Below are 12,689 nucleotides of genomic sequence, written 5' to 3'. Positions count from 1 at the left end.
GCCATCGCCGGCAAGCCGCCTCCCACAGTCCGGTGTCAGGCCCGATATTCTGGGCTACATCAATCCGGTGAGAAGCGGCTCTGCTGCGGGCGGCGATCCACTTCAGCCGGAAGTCTTAACGCTACGGTTCCGGGCATTCGCCCCACCTACACCCACCGGGTTACCATCAGCCTCCATAGCCCCTTCATGGAGACTGCAATGAAAACCGTCTTTGTCGTATTGCTGACCGCCGCCTGCGCCATCGGCCAGGCCCACGCCTCCAGCGCACAAGCCTGGAAAGATCTCGATAAGGCCGTCCTGGCCGGCTGCGTGAAAGCCAGCCAGCTCAAGGACGTAAAGCCTGTCGGCAACAGTGCCCGCTTCGATGACCGCACAGGGTTCGATGCCGTGCTGTTGCAAGGACGTTACCCGCAAAAGCACATGAACAACCGTCAGGGCCGTGAGCTGTGCCTCTATGAGCGCAAGACCGGCACCGCCAGCGTCACCGAATGGGACAGCATCCAGCCGCGTTGAATCGACGCTGGCACATGTCTTGCCTCGATCTTGTTCCTGACCGACAAGGTCAAGAAACAGGCAATCTTGCGCTGACATGGATGAGCCCCCAAGACAATGAATACCCGGTTTAACTGCGTCGGTTGCGGCGCATGCTGCACCGACCATCACGTGCCCCTGACCCTCAGCGAAGCTGTCCAGTGGGCGGCCGATGGTGGCAGCATCATCGTGTTGACCGAAGCCTTTCTCGACACGGGCTATGGCGTTCCCCCCGAGCAGCTGCAACATGCCACCCGCCGCTCCATCCGGGTGGCCAGCGGCCAGGCCGTCGCCTGGGTGGCAATCACCTTTGCCGCCTATAACGTCGGCCCTTGCCGGAATCTTGACGCCGACAAGCTGTGCCGCATCTATGAGCGTCGACCGCTGGTCTGTCGTATCTACCCGATGGAAATCAATCCGCACATTCCGTTGCGTCCGCAGGCCAAGAACTGCCCGCCCGAGTCCTGGGACCAGGGCCCGCTGCTGATTGTCGGCAATGCCGTGGCCGATCCTGCGCTACGCGACCTGATCGAGCAGTCGCGCCAGGCTGACCGCGATGATATCGCGGCCAAAGAGTCCATCTGCCAGCAACTGGGCATCCATACCACCGCGCTCAAGGGCAATGGTTTTGTCGCCTACCTGCCCGACATGACCGCCTTCGGTGCCGCCCTGAGCGCACCGCCGACTCTGCCCTCCCCTGCCCAGTGGACCTTTCATGTCGCCGGTGAGCAGGTGCTCGACACCTTGCAGCAGGCCGGCGCACGCCTGGCCGGCAGCGAGGCACCGCCTTACCTGTTCATCCCGCTGCAACAAGCCTGATCATTTGTAATACAGGTCGATCATGACATCGGCGTCGAAAGGGCCAGGCACGGTGCGAGTAGTCTGCCACAGCAGCTCGGCACTGAACTCGGCCGTGGCCGTCGGCGTGTCGCCGGGCAGGTCGGCCAGGTGAAAGAGCTGGTTGTAGCGCACGATTTCGTTATTGGCCGTCCGCACGATACGAATACCCAGCGAAGGGTTGGCCGTGGGCACCAGCAATTCACGTTCCAGGCTGCCGGTCACGGGCCGAAAGCGTGCGTTCAGGCTGAAGGGCGAGTCGCAGGTGCGCCGGGTGGTCAATGTGAACGGCCGACGCTCGAACACCTTGCCAACCACCACTTGGCGAATCGGCAAGCCGCCAAATTCAAGGGTTTCAGGGCTGACCTGCAACTCGGCATCACACGCGATGAAACGCAGCCCGCGCAGGTTATTGATCACATAGCTCAAGCTGCGCCCGGGCAACGGACCGGGCGCGCTGCCGCCCAGCTGGAACATGCGGTAGTCCGGCAACTCGCCCGGCATCCCCGAAGGCGGTGTAGCGCCGAATTTCTGGATAAACACCGAAAAGCCCAGGGTGAAGCGCACCCTCGGACAGGCCTCAATGTTGCTGTCGCCTTCATGGCAGACCGGTAGCACCTGTCCGGTCGGGATCCGCCCGGCAAAATGATCGACGCCTTCCAGGGTCAGGCCAGCCCGGATACCCTGGCCGATACTGAGGTTGTCCGGATTGAGGTACACGAACACTTCCTGGGCAATGGCCTGTTGCCCTTCGCGCGCGCACTCGACCTGTACCGTGTGGCGCTCGGAGCGCCAGACCACCTCGCCGTTGGGCAAGGACGCTGGAATCGCCACCGTGCTGCCCAGGTCACCGCGCAGCACCTGTTCGGCGGAACCCTGCACCGAACAGACCAGGGCAAAGCCGGTGGCAGGCCCCGACAGCCATAAAAGCAACACGGCCGAGAGCCGTTTGAGCAGGAGCATGAAGTCGAACATCAGCAGGATTCCGCAATCGATAAAGTGTCCAGCAGGCGCGCCGAAAATGGCCCCTGCCCTGTGGCGGGCGCGCAATAAGCCCGCTGGCCGCCGTAATCGGTCAGCGCCTCGAATGACAAGCGCCGGGGCCGGTCGACGGTCACCGGCCATTCAAATCGCGCCCCCGGCGCCAGCAACAGGTGATCGCTCACAACCTGCTGGTCCAGGCGCAAGGCTTGCAACGCGACATGGAACGCAGTCGGGTTGCTGACCTGCAGACGCAGGCCCTCCAAAGGCACCTGGCGCAACGACCAGCGCAATGCAGCAGCGGCCCCGGCCGGATCGCCGGGCAACCCGGCGGGGCGATAGAACACGTTGATGCGCTGGCGCACCGCGATATTCAGTTGCTGCCCGGCCTCGCTGCGCGGCGGCACCTCCAGCACGTACAAGTGCACCAGCGACTCGTGCCCGGTCGGCATGCCGACGCCGTGATAGAGCACCCGCAGCACCTGCCGCCCTTGCGCCGGCAACCGCACCAGCGCCGGGGTGACCACAAACGGCAGCTCGACACGCGGTTGCGTGCTGGCCGGATCGTCGTCGTCCCCCGGCGTGCCCAGCCAGGCCTGGAGCAGCACCTCGCGTCCGCTGCGATTGCTGACTTCAATGGCCACCTCGCTGAAGGCACCGGGAAACACCAGGCGCGTGCCGCCCAGCGACACGGCGGCCTGGGCATAGGCCATGCCGACCATCGCCAGCATCCATACGGCCAATCGGTACAAACGCTTCATTGGCACACCACCCTGAGCCGCTCATAAGCGCGCGAGGGATCGCGGGGCGGCAACTGGAACGGCGCGGCGCAGCGTTGATCGGCCCAGCGCACATACAGCATGCCGCTGTCCTGTTCACTGAGCACCAGTGCCTGGCTGGTCGGGTCGACCGTGGCCAGCACCTTGCCCTGGGCATCCTCGACCGTCGCCCCCAGTGGCAGCCTGCCGGCATCGGGGCGCACCAGCGAAAACTGCACCCGACGCCCGACCGCCGCCTTGAAGCGCAACACCGGCATCGCTCCGCGCCGAGGCACCACCTGGCCGACGGCATTGTCCAGTTCGACATCGGCACCCAGTTGCCGGGTGTCCAGGCTGATCCAGTTGCTGCGGTAGGGCTGGGCAAACGGCAGCACGGCATAGCCGTTGCCGGCGGTCTCGACCTGGCGATACGTGGCCAGGCTTGCACCGCGCACCTCGGGCACCTGGACCAGGGCGAAGGTTTCGCCCAGCGGCTGGCCGAAGTTGACGCCGCCCGCATGTGCCACCAGCGATCCGGTGCCGCCCAGTTGCAGGCTGCGGTAATCGCGGCCCTGGCTGTAGCCGGCCTCGAAGCGCCCGTACGGCACCACGGTACTGAGCTTGCCGGCGCCAAAGCTGCCAGACTGGCTGTCGTGGCCGGCCTGCACCGAGTAGAAGCTGTCGCGCTGATCCAGGACCTGCCCATTGAGCCCGCTTTGCAGGTTGTAGCCACCCTGGCTGTCACGCACGGCATTGAAAAACAGCCGCGAGGCACTGGCCGTCTCGCCCAGCGGCAGGGTCAGGCTCAGGACTACGCGGTTGTCGGCACTGCTTTCACCAGAACGGCTATAGCTCTGGTTGCGCTCGATCGACAGGCTGTAGGTCAGCCGCCCCCACATCGAATTCCACGACAGGTAGGCCTGGCGGGTCTTGCCCGGCAGGTTCCAGTAGCGCTGCTCGGAGGCGGTCAGGCTCAGCGAGGCCGCCTGGTCGGCCAGGGTCTGGGTCACGTTGATTTCAACCCGGTCACGGGCGCGGCCAATGATCGACAGGCCCTCGCGCTCGCCGGACGCCTCGACATGCTGGCCCAGCGTGCGGTACTGCGCGGTGGAATAGCGATACCCTGCCACGGCCAGCGTGGTGCGGGTCAGGTCCAGGGTGTTGGCATAGCGCAGCCGCAGGCTTTGCCCCCCCTGCCGCTGGCCACGCAGCTCACTGCTCGAATGGGTCAGGTCGGCCGACAGCGCGCCAAGGCCGGTATTGATCCCCGCACCGAGGTTGACGGCCTGATAGTCCTTGGCCAACTGCACACCACCAAAGTCGGTGAGGTTTTCGCCGAACCCGTGGATCCAGGCGCCACTGAGAAAACGGGTCGTTCGGTAAGCCCCCTCGTTGTCATCCACCTGGCCACCGCTGAGGCTGTAGCGAAAGGCACCGGCTGGCAGCATGATCGGCAACGAGGCATACGCCTGGGTAAAGCTGCGACGCCGACCGTCGGCCTCGATGACGGTGACCAGCAGGTCGCCATTGGAGCCACTGGGGTAGATATCGGTGACCTCGAACGGGCCTGGCGAAACGTTACCGCTGTAAAGCAAAAAGCCGTTCTGGCGCACCTCCACGGTCGCGTTGGTTTCGGCGATGCCACGCACCACCGGTACATAGTTGCGCTCGCTGTCGGGCAGCATACCGTCGTCCGATATCAGGGCCGCGCCCTTGAAGCGCACGCTGTCGAAGATCTGCCCGTCGCTGAAGGTCTCGCCAAGGGTCAACTGACTCTTGAGCGTTGTGATATCACGCTGCACAAAGGTGCGGTTGCTGCGAAAGCGGTAGGGCTGGTCGTCGCCCTGCACCAGCGAAGACTCGTTGCGCAACCGCCACGCGCCCAGGTTCAAGCCGTTGCGCAACCCCAGATAGTGCTGTTCGTGGCGCTGGCCGCGCTGGGTGCGCAAGCCACTGTTGAAGCTGTAGTTGATGAAGCCTGCGGTCTCGCCCTGATCCCATAGTTGCGGCGACACATAACCCCGGGCACTGCGTGCCATCAGCGCCTGGGGCACGCTGATATTCAGGCGCAAGGCGCCGGGCTGGTACTCGACACGGGCAAATTCGACCTGTGCGGCCAGGTCGAAACAGCCAGGCAAGGGTTCGGTCTGTTGTGGCAGCTTCTGCAGATCCAGGCCCAGTTCGCGCAGCATGTCCAGGCTCAGGCACGGTTCAACCCGGCCGGTGTGCGTGTTGCGCACAAACTCGACATCGCGGCGCCCGCCCAGCGATCGATTGACATGAATGTCCACCCGATAGACGCCCGGCAGCACAGCGCTGGCGCGCAGGAACTCTTCCAGGTCCGGCGGCTGGTCGCTGCCCTGGATGAACGCGGTATTGAAACGTCCGGCCCCGGTCTCGTGATTGCCGGTCGCCTGCGCGCCCAGGGCACTGACCGACAGGCTCAACCCCAGGCCGACCCCCAACGGCAGCCGGTGCGATGAAAACGATCCTGCGGCAATAGACCCGGCCAGGCGTTTGCCCGGGCAGCGAGCGGCCCGGACCCTGAATCCCTTGTTGTTTTTTATAAGCCATTCCATTAGCTGTTTTTACTCTACGTGGTGTCTCTGACGCGTCGCGCATTCCTTTGCGCAACGCATGACGGCCGAGCCCTCGCACATACGAGGTTCAGCGAGTGGATGCCTGGGTACGGGCAACCGACGGCCAGGCTCTGTACGAAAAGTCGGTGAGCGAAGGTCAGGCCAGGCAAAAAGCGGCGAGCAAGCGCAGTTGACACGTGTCAATGAGCATTGCGAGTCGATTTTTAACGCAGCATGGCCGAGCGCAGCCACTTTACGTACAGCGCCTAGGGCGAATCGACCCGACTGGCCGACACCGCCTGCGTGCCCTTCAACGTGGCCCGGTACGTTTCCTGACCGCCAAAATCGTTGATGCTGGTAAAGCGCAGCTCCAACGGCGCACTGGGCGAAGGCGACTTGATGGGCAAGCGCCAGCGTTGCCCAGGGGCAACCATGCGACTGTCCTGGCTGGCCAGCTCCCTGGCGCCCTGGTGTGCGCCGATGCGCAGCATCGACACGTGAAACGGCCCTGGATTGAACACTTCAAGCTCGCCACCGGGCAGCCATTGCCATTGCAATTGCCGGGCGGCCAGGGCGGGATCGCCGCTCAGGCCGCCCGGCCTGAAAAACAGCTTGATACGCTGGCGCACGGCAATCTGCAGGGTGTTTTCCGCCGCGCTGCGGGGGATTTCCTGGACATTGAGCCACAGCACCGATTCTCGCTCGGACGGCATGCCGTGGCCGGCATGGATGATGCGCACCAGTTGCTTGCCATCACCTTGCAGGTGCGCCAGCGGTGGAGTGACCATGAACGGCAGGTCGCTGTCTTGCGGCTGCGCACTGACGCCGGTGGGGTCGTACGGTTCGAGCCAGGACTGCAGCAGAATCTCGCCGGCGCCACTGTTGTGCACGCCCAGGCTGACTTCCTTGTCCTTGCCCTGATAGATCACGCGCGTGGTATTGAGCACGATACCGGCCTGGGCGCTGAAGACAGACAGGCACCCGAGCGCGAGCAGCGTACTGCGAAAAAAAAGAACAAGCATGCTGGCATGGGCCTCGGCTGGAAACGGCAGGGCGAGCAGGCCCGCCCTGCCTGGGGTGTTACTCGTAGTCCATTACAAAAGGCATGAAGCCGTCAGCATTGCCCGGGTTGGTGGCCGTGCCGTTGAGCACATAGACCGCCGCAAAGTCGAGCTGCGCCGTGGCGCCGCCCACCCCGTCCTTGACCAGTGGCTTGTCGATGGTTTCGACGCCGGACAGATCCATGAGCCGGTTGGCTGCATTGATCAGGCCGATGCCCACACCATCGGCAGCCCCCGTAGTGCGCAGCAGGCTTTGATCGTTATTGTCCAGCCCGCTGCCGTTGCGGGCGGCAAAGCGCATCTTGACGGTGTTGTATTGATCGGCACCGGCGCTGCAATTGACCAGCAACTGAATCGGCGTGGCCGTTTGCAGTTTGCCTTCGCTCGACAGACCAATATCGGAAAACGATACATTGCCCAGATCGACATTGATCTCACCTGGATTGGTACCCGGGCTGACACCCGTACCCGGCGCCACATCACACGTCATGTTGGTCAGGGTGCCATTGAAGATCAGCTTGCCGTTGTTGGCGGCATTGGCAGCACCCGTCAAACCCAGTGCGCCCAAGACGGCCAGAGTAATAGACAGCTTTTTCATGTTAACAACGTTCCTTGTGTTATTTCGTGTGTGCCCGCTAGTGGACGGCGAGCACTATAGAGCCCGGACTCTATAACCGATGTCAGGCGCTTCCATTTGCCGTGACAGAATCAGCAATATAAATTGCAGGATATTTCTGTAAGAAGAAAATGCCAGACGCTTAACCTCTTGAATTGGTGAACTTTCCTAGAAAGACCGAGTAAAAAGTTCAAGTAAACCTTACACCGAGGTCGTGGCGGACCTGCACGTAAAGTGTCGACCTTCACGCTGCAAATTCAAGTCACGGCATGAAGGCGGTGGCGGTGACAGCCTTATTGATAGGTAATGGTGACCACCCCGGCCGGGCTGGTGGACAGCGTGCGCGGAGCGTCCTTGGCGTGGGGCAGTGCCTGGAAATGCGTGGTAAACGGCACCGCTTCACCGGTGCAGGCGTTGTCTTGCGTATTCACATCCAGGAATACACCCGGTTGCACCTGGACTTGAAACATCGTGCCGGACGCGCCTTGTCGCCTCGACTGTTTCATATCACAGGTTGAATTAACCACTTGCCCGCGAAAAACCAGTACACCTTCTTGTGCCATGGCCTGCATGGGCGTGATAGCGGTAACCCACAACACGATCAATTGCCCCGCAACCCGCTTTACCGAATGGCTGGCTCGTGTTTCCCACCTTGACGTATCGCTGCTCATCGCCTTGCTCCGTTACATCGGGATCACTCTGCAAAGTTAAGTCGAGCGTAGGAATATTCGCCAGAACTTGCCTACAACTTCTGTAGGACATTTCCTAGAAGTTTGCACTGATGCCTGCCAGCACACGCTATATTGCGTGCCTGCCGTCCAACGTCCGACCGTCAACGGGCTATCGCCGGGGTGGAGCGTTTCTTGATAGCGGCTCAAGGTTGAGTGTTGGAGTTGCCAACTGGCGCAAGCTTTGCTGACAATTTTGACAGCGAGACGTCATTCTGCTGACCCGGCCAACCAGCTATAAAGACGCCCACGATTGCTGTTCTTCCTTCCACGACCCTTCGGCGTTTCCATCGCATGCGTACATCGACTCGAATCGTTCTGGCCATTCTTTGCATGGTGCTGCTGGCCGCTGGCGCCCTCTGGCAGCTCAAACGCCCTGCAGCCAGGCCGGCGGCGACAGCGACCGCCATTCCGGTCAAGGTAGTGAGCATCCAGACCGCCGATGTGCCGCGCTTTGTCACCGGCATCGGCACCGTGCAGTCGCTGCAAAGCGTGGTCATTCGCGCGCAGGTCGACGGCATCCTCAACAAGGTGCATGTGGTCGAAGGCCAGCAGGTCAAGGCCGGAGATCTGCTCGCCACCCTCGACGACCGGGCGATCCGCGCGGCCATGGAACAGGCCCGTGCGCAACTGGCGCAAAGCCAGGCGCAACTGGACCTGGCCCGCCTGGACCTGGCGCGCTACAAGGAACTGACCCGCGACAACGGCATTTCCCGCCAGACCTACGATCAACAACAGGCGCAGGTCGTGCAACTGGGCGCTACCGTCCAGGGCAACAAGGCCACCCTTGAAGCGGCCCAGGTGCAACTGTCCTATACCCGCATCCAGTCGCCGGTGACCGGCCGGGTCGGCATTCGCAATGTCGATGAGGGCAATTTCCTGCGAGTCAACGATGCCGATGGGCTGTTCACGGTCACCCGCATCGATCCGGTGGCGGTCGAGTTCTCGTTGCCGCAACAGATGCTGCCCCTGTTACAGAAACTCACCGCGCAAACCGATCAGGCGGCCGTACAGGCCTGGCTGGGTGATGACGTCAATGGCACGCTGCTGGGCGAAGGCCGGCTGAGCCTGATCGACAATCAGGTGTCGCCGACCACCGGCACCATTCGCGCCAAGGCACGTTTCGACAACCCGGCGCATACCCTGTGGCCAGGCCAGCTGGTGACGGTGAAAATCCAGACCGGCCTTGAGCGCAACGCACTCAAAGTCCCGCCGCAAGTGGTGCAACGCGGCATGGACCAGCATTTCGTGTTTCGCATCCGCGACAACAAGGCCGAGGTGGTGCCGGTCAAGGTGCTGTACCAGGACAGTGACATGACCCTGATCAGCGGCCCGGCGCCCGGCGATGTGCTGGTCCAGGACGGCCAGTCGCGGCTCAAGGCCGGCAGCCGGGTCGAGATAACCCCGACGCCTGCGCAGACACCGGACATGGTCCAGGCGACGGTGCAACCATGAATGACGCTTCCCAGCCAAAGCCCCCCATGAACAGCCCGGCGCACAAGGGCAAGGGCTCGCTCTCGGCCTGGTGCATCGATCACCCGGTGGCCACCCTGCTGCTGACCTTTGCCCTGGTGCTGCTGGGGGTGATCGCCTTTACCCGCCTGCCGGTGGCGCCGCTGCCGGAAGCGGAATTCCCCACCATCCAGGTCAGCGCGCAGTTGCCCGGCGCCAGCCCCAAGACCATGGCCTCCTCGGTGGCCACGCCGCTGGAAGTGCAGTTCAGTGCCATCCCCGGCATGACCCAGATGACCTCCAGCAGCGCGCTGGGCTCGACCAACCTGACCCTGCAGTTCGCCCTGACCAAAAGCATCGACACCGCCGCACAAGAAGTGCAGGCGGCGATCAATACGGCCGCCGGCCGGCTGCCGGCCGACATGCCGAACCTGCCGACCTGGCGCAAGATTAATCCGGCCGACAGCCCGGTGCTGATCCTCAGCGTCAGCTCCGGGCTGATACCCGGCACCGAACTGAGCGACCTGACCGAAACCCTGGTGGCTCGCCAGCTCAGTCAGATCGAAGGGGTTGGCCAGGTTTTCCTGGTCGGCCAGCAGCGCCCGGCCATTCGCGTCCAGGCCGCGCCGGAAAAACTTGCAGCCCTGGGCCTTACCCTGGCTGATATCCGCCAGGCCGTGCAACAGACCAGCCTCAACCTGGCCAAGGGTGCGCTGTATGGCAAGGACAGCGTCTCGACCCTGTCGGCCAACGACCAGCTGTTCAAGCCACAGGACTACGCCAAACTGATCGTCAGCTACAAGGACGGCGCGCCGGTACACCTAAGCGATGTGGCGCGGGTCATCAATGGCGCAGAAAACGCTTACGTCCAGGCCTGGACCGGCCAGCAACAGGGCGTGAACCTGGTGGTGTTCCGCCAGCCGGGGGCCAATATCGTCGACACCGTCGACCGGGTACTCGGCCAGGTGCCGCGCCTGACCGCCATGCTGCCGGCCTCGGTGGAAGTCTCGGTGCTCAACGATCGCACGCGCACCATTCGCGCCTCGCTGCATGAGGTGGAACTGACCCTGGGCATTGCCGTGCTGCTGGTGGTCGCGGTGATGGCGCTGTTTTTGCGCCAATGGTCGGCGACCCTGATCGTCACGGCCGTACTGGGGGTGTCGCTGGTGGCTACCTTCGCGTTGATGTACCTGTTCGGCTTCAGCCTCAATAACCTGACCCTGGTGGCCATTGTCGTGGCGGTGGGCTTTGTGGTCGACGATGCCATTGTGGTGGTGGAAAACATCCACCGCCATCTGGAGGCCGGCCAGGGCATGCGCGAGGCGGCAATCAAGGGCGCCTCGGAAATCGGCTTTACCGTGGTCTCGATCAGCTTCTCGCTGGTGGCCGCCTTTATCCCGCTGCTGTTCATGGGCGGTGTGGTCGGCCGGCTGTTCAAGGAATTTGCCCTGACCGCCACGGCCACCATTCTGATTTCGGTGGTGGTCTCGCTGACGCTCGCCCCCACCCTGGCCGCGATGTTCATGCGTGCGCCCAACCATGGCAGCCACGGCAAGCCCGGTTTCGGCGAGCGCCTCCTCAACGTCTATGAACGCGGCCTGCGCAAGGCGCTGGCGCATCAGCGCCTGACCCTGGGCGTGTTCGGCCTGACCCTGGCCATGGCGGTGGCCGGCTACGTGCTGATTCCCAAGGGCTTCTTTCCGGTGCAGGACACCGGCATGGTGCTGGGCACCAGCGATGCGGCGGCCGACATTTCGTACCCGGACATGGTCGAGAAACACAAGGCACTGGCGAAGATCATCAATGCCGACCCGGCCGTGCAGGCGTTCTCGCACTCGGTGGGCGCCTCGGGCACCAACCAGACCCTGGCCAGCGGGCGCTTCTGGATTTCGCTCAAGCCACGCGCCGAGCGCGATGTGTCGGCCAGCGAATTCATCGACCGCCTGCGCCCGCAGGTCAGCACCCTTCCCGGCATCGCCCTGTACCTGCGTGCCGGGCAGGACATCAACCTCAGCCCCGGTCCCAGCCGCAGCCAGTACCAGTACGTGCTCAAGAGCAATGACGGCGACCTGCTCAATACCTGGACCCAGCGCCTGACCGACAAACTGCGCAGCAACCCTTCGTTTCGCGATTTGTCCAACGACCTGCAACTGGGCGGCAGCGTCACCCATATCGATATCGACCGACGCGCTGCGGCGCGCTTCGGGCTGACCACTGCCGATGTCGACCAGGCGTTGTACGACGCCTTCGGCCAGCGGCAGATCAGCGAGTACCAGACCGAGACCAACCAGTACAAAGTCATCCTCGAACTCGATGCCCGTCAGCGCGGGCGCGCCGAAAGCCTGGCGTACTTCTACCTGCGCTCGCCCCTGACCAACGAGATGGTGTCGCTGTCGGCCCTGGCCCGCGTCAGCGCGCCGACCATGGGCCCGCTGTCGATCAGCCATGACGGCATGTTCCCGGCCGCCAACCTGTCGTTCAACCTGGCCTCCGGCGTGGCACTGGGCGATGCGGTGCGCATGCTCGACCAGGCCAAGGAAGAGATCGGCATGCCGGCGGCCATCATCGGCAGCTTCCAGGGCGCCGCCCAGGCCTTCCAGAGCTCGCTGGCCAACCAGCCGTGGCTGATCCTCGCCGCGCTGGTGGCGGTGTACATCATCCTTGGCGTGCTCTACGAGAGCTTCGTCCATCCGCTGACGATTATCTCGACCCTGCCCTCGGCCGGCATCGGCGCCTTGTTGCTGCTGTGGCTGATGGGCCAGGACTTCTCGATCATGGCGTTGATCGGCGTGGTGCTGTTGATCGGCATCGTCAAGAAGAACGGTATCCTGCTGGTCGACTTCGCCCTGGAGGCCCAGCGCAGCCAGGGGCTGAGCCCCGACGAAGCCATCTACGAAGCCTGCCTGACGCGCTTTCGGCCGATCATGATGACCACCCTGGCAGCGCTGTTCGGGGCCTTGCCGCTGATGCTCGGCTACGGCGTCGGGGCCGAATTGCGCCAGCCGCTGGGCATCGCCGTGGTGGGCGGCCTGCTGGTCAGCCAGGTGCTGACCCTGTTCACCACGCCGGTGATCTACCTGCAACTGGAGCACCTGTTCCACCGCCGCCAGAAGGCGCCTGCCACTCGCCAGGCAATTCCCACATGA

The 12,689-nt window shown here is 63.4% G+C and carries 10 protein-coding genes; 4 read left to right on the top strand and 6 right to left on the bottom strand.

The annotated features are described in order from the left end of the window. Positions 1–198 precede the first annotated feature (198 nt). Together DGA31_RS11025 and DGA31_RS11020 are read left to right on the top strand one after the other, a co-directional pair. Entirely contained in the window at positions 199–513 is a 315-nt protein-coding gene (locus DGA31_RS11025; protein WP_109512537.1) for a hypothetical protein, read from the top strand. Positions 514–609: 96 nt separating this feature from the next. Then, entirely contained in the window at positions 610–1,350 is a 741-nt protein-coding gene (locus DGA31_RS11020) for a YkgJ family cysteine cluster protein (RefSeq protein ID WP_109512536.1), read from the top strand. Here the strand turns inward: DGA31_RS11020 and DGA31_RS11015 are convergent, their stop codons facing one another. The 6 genes from DGA31_RS11015 to DGA31_RS29575 all read right to left on the bottom strand — a co-directional run bounded on the left by DGA31_RS11015 (position 1,351) and on the right by DGA31_RS29575 (position 8,034). Further along, a complete protein-coding gene (locus tag DGA31_RS11015) occupies positions 1,351–2,343 on the bottom strand; it encodes a fimbrial protein (protein WP_241509565.1) in 993 nt (330 codons plus the stop codon). Beyond that, positions 2,343–3,110, bottom strand: coding sequence for a fimbrial biogenesis chaperone (locus DGA31_RS11010; RefSeq protein ID WP_109512535.1), 768 nt, complete (start codon positions 3,108–3,110; stop codon positions 2,343–2,345). The genes DGA31_RS11015 and DGA31_RS11010 overlap by 1 nt, the downstream gene beginning before the upstream one ends. Next, entirely contained in the window at positions 3,107–5,686 is a 2,580-nt protein-coding gene (locus tag DGA31_RS11005; protein ID WP_109512534.1) for a fimbria/pilus outer membrane usher protein, read from the bottom strand. The genes DGA31_RS11010 and DGA31_RS11005 overlap by 4 nt, the downstream gene beginning before the upstream one ends. Before the next feature lie 266 nt (positions 5,687–5,952). Continuing rightward, positions 5,953–6,708, bottom strand: coding sequence for a fimbrial biogenesis chaperone (locus DGA31_RS10995; RefSeq protein ID WP_109512532.1), 756 nt, complete (start codon positions 6,706–6,708; stop codon positions 5,953–5,955). A gap of 58 nt (positions 6,709–6,766) precedes the next feature. Then, positions 6,767–7,345, bottom strand: a complete 579-nt coding sequence (locus tag DGA31_RS10990) for a fimbrial protein (protein WP_056841549.1) — start codon at positions 7,343–7,345, stop codon at positions 6,767–6,769. Positions 7,346–7,656: 311 nt separating this feature from the next. Beyond that, positions 7,657–8,034: a hypothetical protein gene (locus DGA31_RS29575; RefSeq protein WP_152035016.1), complete on the bottom strand. Its 378-nt coding sequence runs from the start codon at positions 8,032–8,034 to the stop codon at positions 7,657–7,659. A gap of 351 nt (positions 8,035–8,385) precedes the next feature. Here DGA31_RS29575 and DGA31_RS10985 point away from each other — a divergent pair, with 351 nt between their 5' ends. Then, positions 8,386–9,546 (top strand): efflux RND transporter periplasmic adaptor subunit, encoded by a 1,161-nt coding sequence (locus DGA31_RS10985; RefSeq protein ID WP_109512531.1) that lies wholly within the window; start codon positions 8,386–8,388, stop codon positions 9,544–9,546. A gap of 26 nt (positions 9,547–9,572) precedes the next feature. Further along, on the top strand, positions 9,573–12,689 hold the full coding sequence (locus tag DGA31_RS10980) for a multidrug efflux RND transporter permease subunit (RefSeq protein ID WP_109512530.1): 3,117 nt from the start codon (positions 9,573–9,575) through the stop codon (positions 12,687–12,689).

The sequence above is a fragment of the Pseudomonas ovata genome (assembly GCF_003131185.1).
Taxonomy (GTDB): domain Bacteria; phylum Pseudomonadota; class Gammaproteobacteria; order Pseudomonadales; family Pseudomonadaceae; genus Aquipseudomonas; species Aquipseudomonas ovata.
This window is presented reverse-complemented; position numbering and strand designations above follow the sequence as displayed.